The following is a 14816-nucleotide window of genomic DNA, read 5'->3' as shown; positions in this document are numbered from 1 at the left end:
GATTGATAATCGGGTCAATGTGGATTTCGTCGCTGACTGACCCTTCGGTTCGAGAACGTTGCATCCCCATCCGCTTCGGCGTTCTTACCAACTTTCCCTATTGAGGTTTAACCCCCACAAACAGATTGGCGATGCCCAATGTCATCCGGCGGCAGGTGATAGGGGAAAAGCCCGCTTGCGCCATGATTGCCATGAAAACATTGGGTTCAGGGAACCGGGAAACCGATTCGGGCAGATAGGAATAAGCGAAGCTGTGCCTGGAAAAGAGGCGGCCGATGGATGGCAGCACCTTTTGAAAGTACGCCTGGTAGGCAGCGCGCAAGCGGGTTTTTTTCGGTGTTGCCAGTTCCAGGACCAGAAGCATCCCGCCAGGCATAAGGCTCGCGTAAAAAGCCCTCAGGGCGCCCGCTTTATCCTGGATATTGCGGATGCCAAAGGCGATGGTCACCGCATTAAAAACCGCCGCGCCAAAGGGCAGTGCCAGCGCATCGCCGGCTGCCAGGGAGATGGCCCGGTATCGACCATGGCGGATTTTATCCTGGGCCATGCGAAGCATTCCTATCGAAAAATCGATGCCGGTCACCTTGACCCGCAGTCCCTTTTGCCGACAGATCTCCGTGGCTACATCACCCGTGCCGCAGGCTACGTCCAGTACATGCCCGTTTTCAGGCAGGGACATTTCCGACACCATTTTTTTGCGCCAGATTACATCCCGGCGAAGGCTGAGCAGCCGGTTTAGCAGATCGTAGCGGGGGGCGATGCTGTCGAACATCTCCCGGACGAAGGGAAGCTCCCTGCGCTCCATTGACATCCTTTCATCTTGCATTAGGTTAATGAATCGATTAAAGGACCGGAAATTAGCACATCACGTCTATTGTGACAACACGAAGGGGAAACGTTTTCAGGACGATCCATGGCAGCCAAACGCGATTATTATGAAGTGCTCGGCGTTGAACGCAACGTCTCCGGCGGTGATCTGAAAAAGGCCTATCGTAAGCTGGCCTTGAAATTTCATCCTGATAGAAACCCTGGAGACCGGGAAGCCGAAGAAAGGTTCAAGGAGGCCGCCGAGGCCTACGAGGTTCTCAGGGACGCCAATAAACGCCAGATTTATGACCAGTATGGCCACCAGGGGCTGGAGGGTTCCGGGTTTTCAGGGTTTGGCGGATTTGAAGACATCTTCTCCAGTTTTGGAGATATTTTTGAAGATTTTTTTGGTTTTGGCGGTGGCCGCCGTTCCCGGAGTCGGGTGCAAAGGGGTGCCGACCTTCGATACGACATGCAGCTGACCTTTCTGGAAGCGGCTTTCGGTGCGGAAAAAGAGATCGATGTGGAGAAAGCAGAGGTCTGCGGCGCGTGCGAGGGCTCCGGTGCCGCACCCGGGACCGGCGTTGAGACCTGCACCCAATGCGGGGGCAGCGGTCAGATTGGCCGCAGTCAAGGATTCTTTACGGTGCGTACCACCTGTGGCCATTGCCGGGGGCAGGGCCAGGTAATTGCCAAACCCTGTAATGTCTGTCGGGGCCATGGCAAGGTCATGGCCCGCAAGAAGGTTTCCGTGAGAATCCCTGCCGGCGTGGACAACGGCTCCCGGCTGCGGCTCACAGGGGAAGGTGAATCCGGTGCCCATGGAGGCCCACATGGCGATTTATATGTGTTCATTCATGCGCAAGAGCACGATTTTTTCAAGCGGGACGACACCAACGTATTGTGTCAGATTCCCATCTCTTTCGTGCAGGCGGCCCTGGGGGCGACCATAACGATTCCCACCCTCAACGGGGAGAGTACCCTTGAGCTTCCCAAGGGTACCCAGACTGGGGACGTTTTCCGGCTGCGGGGGGAAGGCATCCCTTCCCTTAGAAACGGCCATCGCGGTGATCAGATTGTGCACGTGAACGTGAAGACCCCGACCAATCTAAACAAAAAACAGGTGGGGCTGCTCAAAGAATTCGCCGCTTTGGAAGAACGCAAGTTTACCAACAAACTGAAAACTATCCTTAAAAGCGGCCCATCCAGAGTGGCCAACTGAACCGCGACGGTGATCGCATTCACCGCGGCTTGACGTGGGCTGGCTTCAATCTGCGGCCTCGATCCGGCAAGACCCACAGGAGCGGATAGATCATGTTCGAGCTAAAAATCCTCTGTCATTTTGCAGCCGCCCACCAACTGGCCATGGTGGCAAAAAAGTGTGAAAATCTGCATGGACACAACTGGAAGGTGGAGGTGTGCGTCAAAGGCGAGCGGCTCAACAATGCTGGCGTACTGGTTGATTTTGGTATCCTTAAAGCATACGTGAAAGAGATTATGAAACGCCTGGACCATAAATTTTTAAATGAATTGCCCTATTTTGAGGGCACGGCCCCTTCTTCGGAGAATATAGCCGTATACATTGCCAACAGCCTCAAGGAGATGATCAAGGAGCCCGGTTTGACCGTCGGGCGAGTAACCACCTGGGAGTCAGAGGACGCGTGCGCCACCTATTTTCCTCAGTAATATAAAAAGCTTAAAAATTTAAAACGGGGGAGCATCCGCTTTGATTGTTGCGGTTGATCCCCTTTTCTTTTATCAGCCGTCGTTGTTCGTGGTTGGCAGGTTTGGCTGCTAAAACCAGTTGATCAGGATGTGCGCACCGTCTTTTTCCAACCGGCCACCAGTTCGTCCCGGGAGATGATGGCCGCTGCTTCCGGCACATGGGCGCGGATGTGGTCCATACCGCCCTCCTGTCGATCCACCAGGATGACCGCCCGTACCACTTCAAGCCCTTCGGAACGGGCACGTTCGATGGCTTTGATGGTGGAAGCGCCGGTGGTTGCCACATCGTCGATGACCACTACCTTTTCGCCGGGCTGGATGTCCCCTTCGACCCATTTGACGATCCCGTGATCCTTCTGGGTTTTGCGGATCGAAAACGCATTCACCGGCTGCCCCTTGAGCTCCGAAGCAAAGGCGGTGGCCATGGCAATGGGGTCTGCCCCGAAGGTGAGCCCACCTACAGCCGAAGCGCCACTATTGCGTATGGCCTCGAAAATCAGATGGCCGGTGAGAAACATGCCCCGGGGACTCATTGTCGTGGGCTTGCAGTTCACGTAGAAGCGGCTCATGCGGCCCGAGACCAGCTTGAAAGCCGGGGTTTCGCTGTATTTGAAGGATTTTCGGCACAGCAGCGCGATCAGTTCGTTTTTCATGGGGATCCTCCCAGGCAGCCGAATTTCTAAGAAATCCTTGATTTTAAGGGGTTTTTCGTATAAAAAGCCTCCACCGAACTGGAAGAAGCCCGTCATTGGGATTCAGTGGAGGCTTCGGCAAGGAAAACTGGGAACAGCACTCCTTGAGCTTGGGGGTGTTTATTAACAGCTGTGAGGTTGCCGGTCAATGCCAAACCCCGGGGAGATATCAGGCAGATCATCGCAGATATCAGGTCTCCATCGATGTCTGTGCGCATTCATCAGGATCCTGTGCATGTGGCTGGTTGCCGTGCTGCCGGCCTGCGGCGAAGAGACGGCGGACTCGACCGGCATTGACCTGGACAAGACGGTAGCCCTGGCGCTCGAAGTGAACCTTTCCGCCCAAATTTCAAGCGAACGAACCCAGGCTGCCAATGCCGTGGTCAAGTCCCGCCGGACAGCGTTCCTGCCGACATTCAGCGCCCAATATAACTATACACGCAATGACGAACCCCGATTCAGCGTGGATCCCACTTTAGGGGTCGTGACGCCCGAGGAGGAATTCGCTTTCGTGACCCGTGTTACCCAGCCGGTTTTCACTGGCTTCGTTGTGACCAATCGATACATTCTGGCCCGGATGGGCCTCGATGTCGCCCGGCTCAACGAGGCCCTGGTCCGGACCAATATCATCCTTGAAGCCAAGCGAATTTATTTTCGTTTGCTCAAGGCCCAGAAACTCAAGTTGGTGGCTGAAGAAGCCGTAACCATGCTGGAGGCACAGGCGGAAGTGGCCGCCAACTTTCATGCGGTGGGAATGACCCCACTCAACGAGCTTCTCAAAACCAAAGTCGAACTGGCCAACGCCCGTCAGGACCTGGTGGCTGCACAAAACAACCTCGAGCTTGTCGGTGCCGATTTCAATCTCCTGCTGCGCCGGCCCATCGGTACGCCTGCCGCACCCGTGGATATCCTGGATTTTGCCCCATTGTCACGAACCCTTGCGGAATGCCTCGACGCTGCGGAAAAGGATCGTGTGGAGGTGGTCGTGGCCGACCTGGAGATCCAGATCAGTGCAAGGGAAGTGGCCCTGGCCAAAAAAGACTATTTCCCGACAGTTCAGATCCAGGGCAATTACTACAAACGCGGCACCGATTGGCAGGTTGACGGCGGGGAGGGAATATTCGACAGCAGTTTTTGGGATGTCCAGGCCCAGGCCCGCTGGGATTTCTGGCAATGGGGCAAAACCGGCTATGACGTAGCGGAAAAGAAGCGCAAATTGGCTGAAGCCCGCCTCAACCGCAGCGAATTGATGGACAACATTCAGCGGCAGGTCAAGCAGGCCTGGCTCAAGGCTGACGAATCGGAAAAGAACATTATCACCGTGCAGTCCGCCATCGAGCAGGCCAGGGAGAGCTTTCGCATCAGCGAGGAATCCTTCAAAGAGCAAATGGCCACATCCACCGATGTGCTGGACGCCCGGACCCAGCTTTCCGAAACCATGACCCGATATTACAACTCCCTCTATGACTATCAAATTGCGCTGGCGACCCTCGACCGGGCCATGGGAATACCCCGCATCGACATTTCCGAGGCCCAATGACCAACTTGGCTGAGAAGAGGGCGGTCATCCGGATGTTTCATGTCCACAAGCGCTACGGCCCCAAGCAGGCACTGGTGGATACCACCCTGGATATCGCCAAAAACGAATTTTTATTCATCAGCGGGCCCAGTGGGGCCGGTAAATCCACCTTGCTCAAACTCCTCTATCTGGCTGAACCGGTCTCGGAGGGGCAAATCCTGGTGGACGGCATGAATCTTTCCCGTATCCCCCGGCGGCGTATCCCGATGCTGCGGCGAAAGTTCGGTATCATCTTCCAGGACTACAAACTGATTCCCACACGCAGTGTGTATGAAAACGTGGCGCTGGTGCTTGAGGCCGGTGGCAAAAAGCGCAGTCTCATTGAAAAGAAAGTCAAAAGCGTATTGCGGGTGGTGGGCATGGAGGACCGCCTGAGTGCATTCCCGCCGAGTCTGTCCGGCGGCGAACAACAGCGGGTGGCCGTAGCCCGGGCAGTTGCCGGAGATCCCCAGATTATCCTGGCCGACGAACCCACCGGCAGCCTGGACGATGAATCGGCAGCCGTCATCTTTCAATTGCTCCACCGGTTTCACAGTCGCGGGGCCACCGTTGTGGTGGCCACCCACGACAAATCTCTCATTAAAAGCGCCACCGGCCGTGTGCTTCAGATCCGGCAGGGACGGCTGGACACGCCAGCGGATATCTGACAAGGGGCCAGCACATGACCTTCTACACCCAGCGAGCCATCAAGGATATCCTGGAAAACCGTTTTCTCAATGGGGTGACGATCATCACCATTGCACTGTCGGTGCTCATCGTCAGTGCATTTGGCCTGCTTTTTCTAAATGCCCAGGACCTGTTCAATGCCTGGAAAAAAGGCGTCCGCATCATGGTCTACCTTTCGCCGGGAACCTCCGAAGCCCAGCGCCTGGACACCCGTTACCGGCTGCAGAGCATCGCCGGCATCCAACACATTCGCTTTATCTCCAAAGAGGACGCGCTGGTGTTGATGAAGGAACGGATGCAGCGGCAGACCTCCCTGCTGGACAACCTGCGGGAGAATCCCCTGCCCGATGCATTTGAAGTAACCCTGGTAACCGAATCCAACTCCGCGGAGAAAATCGAATTTCTGTCCCAACGTATCGAAACCCTGCCCTCGGTTGCCGAGGTGGAGTACGGCCGGCAGTGGATCGAGCGTTTTGCCAATTTTTTCAATCTTTTCAAGCTGGCTGGCTATGGCATGGGAGCCATGTTCTTCATGGCAACGGTATTTATCACGGCCAACACCATCCGCCTGGTGCTTTACTCCCGGAGGGAAGAGATCCATATCATGCGCCTGGTGGGTGCCACGGATAATTTCATCAAGCTCCCCTTCATCATGGAAGGCCTTATCCAGGGTCTTGCCGGCGGTTTGATCGGACTGGGTGTGCTGTATGCTGTTTTTTCGGCCATTGGGTCACAGTTTGAACAAGCGCTGTCTGCGGAAATGGTTGCCATTCGTTTTTTTTCCATCGGTATTTGTGCGGCCATTGTCGCTGCTGGCATGGTCACGGGTTTGCTGGGTTGTTTTTTTTCACTTAAACAGTTCATGAAAGAGTAATGGATCGGTCGGGCAACACAAACATGCGGGTCGGCAGGGTTGGGCTTGTCCCTGAAAAAGTTGGCCTGCTCCTGCTGACTGTGATGATCGGCTGCCTGGCAACGCAACCCCTTTCAGGCGCCGGAGATCCCAAACGGGGCACCATCCTTGTCCCGGAGCTCAATATGCGCTCCGGTCCCGGAAGCCACAATCCGCCGATTGCCACCTTGCGCAAGGACACCCGTGTATTGGTGCTTTCCTACGAAGGTGAGTGGGTCAGGATTCAATATGAGGACCAGACCGGATTTGTCTTAAACCGGGTGAGCTATCTGCAAATCGATGAACCGTTTTCATCGCCGATTGATGCCAAGGTGCCGTCAGAATCGCCGGATGAAACGAACGACGGCCTGACCCGTGAGCTGGAGACCACCAGGGAAATCGTGGCCTCTTTCTCCAGCGAAGAAGCGGCGGTGATAAATGCGCTGGACGACGCGGAAAAAGAACTGGACAGCGTGCGTAAAAAAGTGGCCCGCCTCTCCACGGAGCTCAAGGCTGCGGAGCTGCGCATCCGGGAGCTCGAAGCGCAGCACCGTGAGTTGGAAGGCCGTGCCGACGCCAACGAACAGTATGTGGCCGGCCGGCTGGCTGCGCTGTATAAGCTCAGCTGGCTGGGTAAACTCCATGTTCTGGCATCGGCGGATTCCATGTTCGAATTCTTTGCGAACAAACGCGCGCTGGAGCAAATCCTGACCCATGATGAAATCGTGATCGCCCAACTGTCCCGAGACAAAGCAGAGCTGCAGTCACTGTTGGAAAAGCTGGTGGACCAGAAAAATTCAAAGCAGGCGGCCACGGCGGACCTTAGCAGCCGTATCGAGGCCATGAAAGCCAGACAGGCCGAACGGGAGGAGCTGCTGACGGAGATCCGGGGCAAGAAATCGCTTCAGCTCGCGGCCCTTGAGTCTCTGAAGGCATCGACCCGCGCCCTGGACCAGACCCTGGACGCATTCAAAACCGAACCGCCTGCGGAAGCCGCAGCACTGCCCATACCGGCTGAAAAGCCCTTTTCGGCGCTTAAGGGCTTGCTTATGATGCCCGTGAAGGGTAAAATAGCTTCTTTTTTCGGTCATTACAAAGATCCTAAATTTAACGTGACCAATTTTCAAAGCGGTATTAATATCAGCGCGGACAGGGGTGAACCCATCCGGGCCGTGTACAGCGGTCGGACGCTTTATTCCTCCTGGTTCAAGGGCTTTGGCAACATGATTATCATTGATCATGGCGATCACTATTACAGCGTTTATGCCCACCTGGAGGAACAGTTCAAGTCAAAGGGAGATCCGGTCGAAGCCGGTGAGGTGATCGCCACCGTGGGCGATACCGGTTCTTTGACCGGGGCCGGCCTGCATTTTGAGATACGCCACCACGGAAAACCGATGAATCCATTGGGTTGGATCAAGAAAGGCTAGAGGAGAGATATATGACAGCCAGAAAAACCCGACACCTGAAGATGTGGGTGGCAATGGTGCTCGTTTCAGTTTTGCTGATATTGGGTCACGGCTTTTACCGGGATCTGTCCGCCAATAACGAAGAGACCTATCAGGGCCTGAAACTGTTTTCAGACGTCATCGAGCTGGTTCAAAAAAACTACGTTGACGAGGTGGACACCCAGAAAATGATCGAAGCGGCCATTCAGGGAATGGTCCGCAGTCTGGATCCCCACTCCGCACTGCTTCCTCCCGATGCCCTGAAAGAGCTTCAGATTGACACCCACGGTGAATTTACCGGCATCGGTATCCATGTGACCATGCGCGACAATTTGGTGACGGTCATCGCACCTATTGAAGGCACACCGGCTTATCGGGCCGGAATCAAGGCGGGAGACAAGATTATCAAGGTTGACGGGACGCTCACCGAGGATCTGCGGGACGCGGTCAAGCGCATGCGCGGGCCCAAGGGGACCACCGTCGTGATCACCATCATCCGGCAGGGCGAGTCCGAGCCGATAGATTTCAGCCTGATGCGCGATGTGATTCCCATTTACAGTGTCAAGGCAGAGCTGCTCAAACCGGGGTATGGTTATATCTGGATAACCAACTTCAGGGAAAACACAACCGGCGACCTGATCGAAGCGTTGCAGGCCATGGAAACCGACGATACACCCATGAAAGGCCTGATTTTAGATTTGCGGGACAATCCTGGAGGCATCCTCAATCAGGCCATCGAGGTGTCTGATCTTTTCCTTGAAGCGGGTGAAATTCTGAGCATCAAGGGCCGGGATGGTCAGAATACCAAAGTGTTTCGGGCGCACACGGATGACGTTAAACGGGATTATCCCATTGTTGTTCTGATCAACGGTGGCAGCGCCAGTGCCTCGGAGATTGTGGCCGGCGCCCTCCAGGATCATAAACGGGCGCTGATTCTGGGGACGACCTCCTTTGGCAAGGGATCGGTGCAGACGGTGGAAACCCTGCGGGATGGTTACGGCCTCAAATTCACCATTGCCCGCTACTACACCCCTTCGGGCCGCTCGATTCAGGCCAAGGGGGTGGAACCGGACCTTGAGGTCAAATACCTGACCCTCTCGGACACCGAATCCAGCAGTGAACGGATGTTTAAGGAAAAGGACCTGAAAAACCATCTGAACGCCGAATCGGACGAAGCCTTTGAAGAACCTCGTTCCGAACCGCCGGCACCCAAGCAAGAGGTGGTGCCCGATCCGCCGGCGCTGCAGCGGTTTAAATCGAAAAACAGTCCGCTGGACCGGGAAACCCTTTTATCGGACAACCAGGTCTTGCGCGCACTGGATATTTTGATCAGTTTCGATATCTTCAAAGACCTGAAAAATGGCTAAGCAAGGTTCGGCAAAACCCAGGCCTCGAGTGAAAAGGAAAAAGGCCGGCTCCAGTCCCAAGCTTCATTTCATGAAGATCATGGCGGGGTTGACCTTGCTGCTGGTTTTATTGGTTACGGCCGGGCTCTTGGCCAACCGGTTCCTGATGAGGCCTTCACCGCCGGTGGCTCCGAAAGCCCGACCCATTCCGATCACCCGGCCGGAAACTGGCCCGGTCCATCACAGCATTCCCGATTACGAAGCCTTCAACCGGGAGGTTGTGCCGCCGCCGCCGCCCATTACCCGCATCAAGCCGGTGACCAACGGCATTCCTGTGGCCATCATCATCGATGATATCGGATACGATCGCAAGATTGCCGATGGTTTCCTGGCGCTGGGCGTACCGCTGACTTTTTCCGTTCTCCCCAAGGGAACCTTTAACCACAGCATCATCGACCATGCCCTTGCAAAAGAGGTGGAGATCATGCTCCACCTGCCCATGGAGCCGTTCAACTACCCGGGCGTCAACCCCGGGCCCGGAGCGCTGCTCTCCTCAATGAATCCCGACGAACTCATCGCTCAACTCAATGCCAATCTCGACAGCATCCCCCATGTCAAGGGGGTCAACAACCATATGGGGTCCAAGCTGACGGCATCATCCGATCAGATGCGCCAGATTTTCACCATCTTGAAAAAACGGGACCTGTTTTTTGTGGACAGTCGCACCTCGGTAGACACCCGGTGCCGGCCGTCGGCGGAGCTTCTCGACCTGCCCTTTGCCGAACGAGATGTGTTCATCGACCACGAGCAGAACCCCGCGTTTGTGAGAAAACAGATCAAACTGCTCATTAAACGGGCCCGGCGCCAGGGATATGCCATCGGCATCGCCCACCCCCACCCGGTTACCTTGGCGGTGTTGAAGGAGATGCTGCCGGAATTGAAGGACGCGGTTTTCCTGACCCATGCGTCAACGGTGGTGGCTTTCCAGCAGGGATGACGGTTTTTACAAAGTTGTCTGCACACGACATCGTTTCGGACCAACCTTGGGTCAAGCGATCAGCGTTGAGAAAATGAACTTTTTTGCGGGAATCATTTATAATTTCAAAGGGCTGTGGTTGGGTATGCGGTCGCCCCGACTGCTCCTGCTGGGTTTTTTGCGCTTTGCCGTCGTGGCCATTTTCACGGCGGGCCTCTCCGGACTGATCCTGACCAGGCATGCAGACATCCTGGCGCTGTTGTGGCAGCAGCCCGAAAGCCCATGGGTCGTCTGGATCTGGCACCTGGCCTCCTGGCTGCTTTCCCTGCTGTTGGTGGGTATTTCGGCCGTGGCGGCCTATCTGCTGGCCCAGGTGCTGTTTGCCGTCCTGATTATGGACTGGATGTCCCGTATTACCGAGCGGTTGGTAACCGGAAACGCGCCGGCGGCACCCAATTTGCCGCTTATGACCCAGATGGGATTTCTGATCCGTCAGGAGGTGCCCCGCAACATCATTCCCGTCATCCTCACCCTGGTGATCATGGTGTTGGGCTGGTTTACGCCCCTGGGACCGGTGCTCACCTTCGCGGGCCCTATGGTGGCGGCCGTTTTCCTGGCCTGGGACAACACCGACCTGATTCCCGCCCGCAATCTGCAGCCGTTCGGCAAGCGCTTCAAAGTCCTGGGAAAGACGCTGCTCTTCCATCTGGGCTTTGGGTTGCCCTTTCTCATTCCCGTGCTGAATCTCCTCTTCCTCAGCTTCGCACCGGTGGGCGCCACCCTGTATCATCTGGATCGCGAAAAGAAAGTTTCGCCGCCAACGCAGGGGTAACAAGTCGAAAAAGGTGGGCTTTCCTCATTAGAAACGGAAATGCAGCCTAGCGCGGATCCGCATGCCTGGATTGGTCCAACTTTTACATTTCGGTCCTGCGACCGCTATCATCTGACAGCAGATTTTCGGGCCGCAATGGCCACCCAACCCTCCTTTTCCAGTATCTCAAGCAACTCAAACCTGTTGGTGGCCCTTAAGCCTGAAAGCACGGCATCCTTTTTGGACGCGATAATGCCTGAACAGATCAAGGTGCCGTTTTCCTCGAGCATGGCCGACGCATCCGGGAGCAGGGTCAGAATGACTTCGGCCAAAATGTTGACCGCCACTAAATCGAACGTTCCTTCCAGCGCATCTGCAAGGTTGCGTCTGGACAGGCTGAAGCTGTCGATATGGTTGGTCAGCAGATTTTTCTCGGCCACGCCCAGGGCCACTTCATCGTTGTCCACGCCGCAGAGCCTACCGGCGCCTAGTTTGGCGGCAGCGACCATCAGGATACCCGATCCGGTTCCCACGTCCAGAAAGGACGACCCGGGTTTGAGATGGTTTTGAATCATGCGGATGCACAGGGCCGTGGTGGCGTGGGTGCCGGTGCCGAAGGCCATGCCCGGGTCGATTTCAAGGATGATCTCTCCGGGTTTGGATGGATACTCACGCCAGGAGGGCTTAACCACGATGGTATCAGTGATTTTTTCCGGCCAGAAATAGGCCTTCCATGCCTCGGCCCAATCCTGTTCGTCAATGTGTGTGTATTCTACCCGGGCTTTTATCCCGGCTGTTCGCTCAAGGCGCCCCAGCGCCGATTCCAGGGCATCACATCTGGCCGCGGTGTGTTCCGTGTCCGCAAAATAACCGGTGACAGCGGGTTTTGCAGGGGGTTGGATGGCATTTTCGCCCCAATCCTGGTCAGGGTCCATGTCCGGATCGTCAACGACGACACCCTTCAGATCCATGGAATAGAATACATCGGCCACCAGGTCCGTTGCCAGGTTGCGGTCCAGGTTGTCAAAGGTCACTTTTGCCGCAATCCATTTCAAGGTGAATTTTCCTTTTTAACCGTCAATCCAGACGCTGAGAAGCGTTCCTTGGGCGGGTTGAAGTAGCCATATTCCAACCCGGGAAAACGCCTGCGGATCATCTGCAGCAACCGCTGCATACCCACTGGCGGACTGAGGGGGGCCACACCGTTCATGATCCGGATATAGTGTTGTGGGTCAATGTTCAGATTGCGCCACTGGATCAGATTCACGGGGTGCTTTTCTAAAAAAACAGACAGGGCGGCAGCTTCCTCGGGGCTGTCGGTGAACCCCGGACAGCTCAGATAGTTAATGGCCACATGTTTGCCTCGGGCGAGGGCCAGGTCGATGCTTTCAACAACCTGGGCGAAGCGATATCCCCTGGGCCGGAAATAGGCGCTGTAACAGGCCTCCCGAACCGAATTCATGCTCACACGGATACTGTCCAGTCCGTCATCGAGCAGGGGGGCCAGCACATGGGGCAGGCTGGCGTTGGTGTTCATGTTGATCGTGCCCTCGGCGGTTTTTTCCCGAATCCGTCGGATGGCCGGACCGATAACCCGGGCCGCCAAGAGGGGGTCTCCTTCGCAGCCCTGACCGAAGCTCACGACGCTGTGTTCGACTCGGTGGATGTGGGTCATGGCGACGCCGGCAATCTCTGCGGCCGTTGGGGTGAAGGCGATGCGGTTCTGGCTGCTGGTCAAGCGCTCGTCGGGCTGGAGGGAGATGCAGCCCAGACAGCGGGCATTGCAGGCCCGCGAGGTGGGCAGGGGCGCTTCGCAGCGGCCCAAAAAGAAATTTTTGCCCGCCGGACAGCCATAACTCAAGGCGCAATGCTCAAGGTGGCGGGCCAGCCGGTTGTCCGGCAATTGTTTTTGCATCAGCCTGACACCGGCAATGATTTTCTCTCGGGGCATACGGCGCAGGTCCTGACGCGGCTCCGTATCCACGACGATGGCTGCCGAGCGGAATCCGTCGGGGTGCCAGCCCACGGCACCGTAGGCAAAAAGAGGCAGAATGGACGCGTTGGGACATTCTTCGTAGGCGCAGGTGCGGGCCAGCACCACGCCGGGCGAGTTGAAGGCGGCCACGGGATGGATTTTTTCATGTTGCCCAAAAGGGTTGCGGCCAGTGGTCACCCGCTCACCGGTGGCCATGTCCAGCAGCACCGGCATGCGATCCGGCAGGAACATCAGCTCGCTGCCATGGGGCAAGGCGATGGTGCTGCCCGTGGTTAACCGCGACAGCACGGATCCGTCGGCCCCCACGGCCGCATAGCCCTCGAGCTCGAAAATCTCACCCTTTTCGTTGGCCACGACTGCGCACAGCGGTTCCTCTGATTGGCGGTTCGGGCGTCTTTTCTTATTACGGTGTCGTTGCGGTTTTCCCATGGACATCTTCATTTCAATGGTAGACGGTACAGCTGTGCCAGGCGTTGGGGTGCCACGCCGGCCAGACAGCCGATGGCGATGGCGGTGTTGATCATGGTGGTCCGCAGCAGTCCCAGCCGTTGCCAGCGCCTGCCGGAGGTAACGGTCGCCGCCGGAGCCAGGGTGATACGTCCCGTTGGGGCCATGCGGCGGACCAGATAGAGGTCCTCGGCGATGGGCACGTCGGGGAAACCACCGACGGCGAGGAAATTCGGCCGCTGCATAAACAGGCCCTGGTCGCCATAGGGAAGTTGGAGCCATTTGGCGCGCAGATTGGTCCAAAACGTAACCCAGCGCATGGCCGGCCCGGGGATATCCGTTTGGAAACGGAAGGCCCCCAGAACGACCTGCCGGTCCATCAGGGTTTCGAAGATGTGGCCGACAAAGTGCGGCGGCAGTCGGGTGTCGGCGTGCAGAAAGATCAGCACATCACCTCCTGCGGCAGCGGCGCCCCGATTCTGCTGGCCGGCGCGGCCGCGCCGGCCAGCGACGATGCGGGCGCCGCAGGAACGGGCAATGTCAACGGTTTGGTCGCAGCTGCCTCCGTCGGAAACGATGATTTCCGTATCGGGTGAGGCGGCGCCGGACAGCGTGTCGGCGATCCGTGCCGCTTCGTTCAGTGTGGGGATGATCACGGACAGATATGGCGCTGTCGAGATCTTGCCGCCCGACCATCGCGCCAGATCATTGGGGGTGTCGAGATCCGCCAGCGGTTCCAACAGGCCGATGCGCATTGCCTTGCGCCGGGCCAGCGCCAGGGTTTTTTCGAGCACCGTGGATGTACTCCACGCGATGCCGTCAAAGATGTTTTCCGGCTTGGACATCCCGACCAGCCAGTAGCCGCCGTCGGTGCTGGGACCCAATACCAGATCGTTTCGCTTCAGCTGATCGAAAGCCTGATCCAGAATATTCGCTTTCAAATCGGGGATATCCGTTCCGATGAGGACCGTTCGCTCTGCACCGCGGCGAAATGCATTGCGAATGGATAGAAACATGCGGCGTCCCAGGTCCCCGGATGTCTGGGGCATGCAGTCGATATCCCCGATGTTCAGCCAGTGAATAATCTGGCTCCGCGTGCCGCCGTCATGGCAGAAGCTTAGCCGGGCATCGATCTGGGCGGCGGATCGACGGGCTTGGGCGATGGTCTGCTCAACCAGCCGTTTTTGAAGCGCGGCGGCACCGGCCGGACCAAGGGCAGGAATCAGCCGTGTCTTGACCCTGCCAAGCGCAGGGTAGCGACCGAAAACGATCAGATGGTTTTTTTTAATCGGGTTTGCCGCCATTTGGCTCAATGTGTCCATGAACAAACAGATTTTTCACCGCTTTCAACGGGGCTGACGCTTCTCTCAAGCACGCCGGCGAGGAAAAAGAGTAGGCACCAAAAAGACCGATTCGTTTCCATTTTTATGC

At 56.7% G+C, this 14816-nt stretch carries 14 protein-coding genes; 9 read left to right on the top strand and 5 right to left on the bottom strand.

The genetic code is table 11. The annotated features are described in order from the left end of the window. Positions 1-97: 97 nt before the first annotated feature. Positions 98-805, bottom strand: coding sequence for a bifunctional demethylmenaquinone methyltransferase/2-methoxy-6-polyprenyl-1,4-benzoquinol methylase UbiE (ubiE, locus tag R6V78_RS00070; protein WP_410287275.1), 708 nt, complete (start codon positions 803-805; stop codon positions 98-100). A gap of 108 nt (positions 806-913) precedes the next feature. Between ubiE and dnaJ the strand changes: the two genes are divergently transcribed. Both dnaJ and queD read left to right on the top strand, forming a co-directional pair. Continuing rightward, on the top strand, positions 914-2029 hold the full coding sequence (dnaJ, locus tag R6V78_RS00065; RefSeq protein WP_410287274.1) for a molecular chaperone DnaJ: 1116 nt from the start codon (positions 914-916) through the stop codon (positions 2027-2029). Between the two features lie 92 nt (positions 2030-2121). Further along, positions 2122-2493 carry a 6-carboxytetrahydropterin synthase QueD gene (gene queD / locus R6V78_RS00060; RefSeq protein ID WP_410287273.1) on the top strand — a complete coding sequence of 124 codons (372 nt, stop codon included), beginning with the start codon at positions 2122-2124 and terminating at the stop codon, positions 2491-2493. A 122-nt stretch (positions 2494-2615) separates the two neighbouring features. On the opposite strand, the gene pyrE is transcribed toward queD, so the two are convergent. Beyond that, on the bottom strand, positions 2616-3185 hold the full coding sequence (gene pyrE / locus R6V78_RS00055) for an orotate phosphoribosyltransferase (protein ID WP_410287272.1): 570 nt from the start codon (positions 3183-3185) through the stop codon (positions 2616-2618). Between the two features lie 274 nt (positions 3186-3459). On the opposite strand from pyrE, the gene R6V78_RS00050 reads away from it, so the two are divergent. The 7 genes from R6V78_RS00050 to R6V78_RS00020 all read left to right on the top strand — a co-directional run bounded on the left by R6V78_RS00050 (position 3460) and on the right by R6V78_RS00020 (position 10963). Next, positions 3460-4764, top strand: coding sequence for a TolC family protein (locus R6V78_RS00050; RefSeq protein ID WP_410287271.1), 1305 nt, complete (start codon positions 3460-3462; stop codon positions 4762-4764). Next, entirely contained in the window at positions 4761-5450 is a 690-nt protein-coding gene (ftsE, locus tag R6V78_RS00045; protein WP_410287270.1) for a cell division ATP-binding protein FtsE, read from the top strand. The genes R6V78_RS00050 and ftsE overlap by 4 nt, the downstream gene beginning before the upstream one ends. Positions 5451-5464: 14 nt before the next feature. Beyond that, positions 5465-6343: a permease-like cell division protein FtsX gene (gene ftsX, locus R6V78_RS00040; protein ID WP_410287269.1), complete on the top strand. Its 879-nt coding sequence runs from the start codon at positions 5465-5467 to the stop codon at positions 6341-6343. Then, positions 6343-7791, top strand: a complete 1449-nt coding sequence (locus R6V78_RS00035) for a peptidoglycan DD-metalloendopeptidase family protein (protein ID WP_410287268.1) — start codon at positions 6343-6345, stop codon at positions 7789-7791. Before ftsX ends, R6V78_RS00035 begins: the two co-directional genes overlap by 1 nt. Positions 7792-7802: 11 nt before the next feature. Further along, the gene (locus R6V78_RS00030) at positions 7803-9176 is read left to right on the top strand and encodes a S41 family peptidase (protein ID WP_410287267.1); all 1374 of its coding nucleotides are present in this window, start codon (positions 7803-7805) and stop codon (positions 9174-9176) included. 28 nt (positions 9177-9204) lie between these two features. After that, the gene (locus tag R6V78_RS00025; protein WP_410287266.1) at positions 9205-10152 is read left to right on the top strand and encodes a divergent polysaccharide deacetylase family protein; all 948 of its coding nucleotides are present in this window, start codon (positions 9205-9207) and stop codon (positions 10150-10152) included. A 73-nt stretch (positions 10153-10225) separates the two neighbouring features. Further along, a complete protein-coding gene (locus R6V78_RS00020) occupies positions 10226-10963 on the top strand; it encodes an EI24 domain-containing protein (protein ID WP_410287265.1) in 738 nt (245 codons plus the stop codon). A 107-nt stretch (positions 10964-11070) separates the two neighbouring features. On the opposite strand, the gene prmA is transcribed toward R6V78_RS00020, so the two are convergent. The 3 genes from prmA to R6V78_RS00005 all read right to left on the bottom strand — a co-directional run bounded on the left by prmA (position 11071) and on the right by R6V78_RS00005 (position 14707). Further along, positions 11071-11997, bottom strand: coding sequence for a 50S ribosomal protein L11 methyltransferase (gene prmA / locus R6V78_RS00015; protein ID WP_410287264.1), 927 nt, complete (start codon positions 11995-11997; stop codon positions 11071-11073). Continuing rightward, a complete protein-coding gene (locus tag R6V78_RS00010; protein ID WP_410287263.1) occupies positions 11994-13292 on the bottom strand; it encodes a radical SAM protein in 1299 nt (432 codons plus the stop codon). Before R6V78_RS00010 ends, prmA begins: the two co-directional genes overlap by 4 nt. 83 nt (positions 13293-13375) lie before the next feature. Then, complete coding sequence (locus R6V78_RS00005) at positions 13376-14707, bottom strand: TIGR04283 family arsenosugar biosynthesis glycosyltransferase (protein ID WP_410287262.1); 1332 nt, start codon at positions 14705-14707, stop codon at positions 13376-13378. Positions 14708-14816 lie beyond the last annotated feature (109 nt).

It is taken from the genome of Desulfosarcina sp. (assembly GCF_046496365.1).
Taxonomy (GTDB): domain Bacteria; phylum Desulfobacterota; class Desulfobacteria; order Desulfobacterales; family Desulfosarcinaceae; genus Desulfosarcina.
This window is presented reverse-complemented; position numbering and strand designations above follow the sequence as displayed.

Coding starts and splice junctions, on each gene's coding strand:
- ubiE (WP_410287275.1), bottom strand. CDS start 805: ATGGAGCGCAGGGAGCTTCCCTTCGTCCGGGAGATGTTCGACAGCATC.
- dnaJ (WP_410287274.1), top strand. CDS start 914: ATGGCAGCCAAACGCGATTATTATGAAGTGCTCGGCGTTGAACGCAAC.
- queD (WP_410287273.1), top strand. CDS start 2,122: ATGTTCGAGCTAAAAATCCTCTGTCATTTTGCAGCCGCCCACCAACTG.
- pyrE (WP_410287272.1), bottom strand. CDS start 3,185: ATGAAAAACGAACTGATCGCGCTGCTGTGCCGAAAATCCTTCAAATAC.
- R6V78_RS00050 (WP_410287271.1), top strand. CDS start 3,460: ATGTGGCTGGTTGCCGTGCTGCCGGCCTGCGGCGAAGAGACGGCGGAC.
- ftsE (WP_410287270.1), top strand. CDS start 4,761: ATGACCAACTTGGCTGAGAAGAGGGCGGTCATCCGGATGTTTCATGTC.
- ftsX (WP_410287269.1), top strand. CDS start 5,465: ATGACCTTCTACACCCAGCGAGCCATCAAGGATATCCTGGAAAACCGT.
- R6V78_RS00035 (WP_410287268.1), top strand. CDS start 6,343: ATGGATCGGTCGGGCAACACAAACATGCGGGTCGGCAGGGTTGGGCTT.
- R6V78_RS00030 (WP_410287267.1), top strand. CDS start 7,803: ATGACAGCCAGAAAAACCCGACACCTGAAGATGTGGGTGGCAATGGTG.
- R6V78_RS00020 (WP_410287265.1), top strand. CDS start 10,226: ATGAACTTTTTTGCGGGAATCATTTATAATTTCAAAGGGCTGTGGTTG.
- R6V78_RS00005 (WP_410287262.1), bottom strand. CDS start 14,707: ATGGACACATTGAGCCAAATGGCGGCAAACCCGATTAAAAAAAACCAT.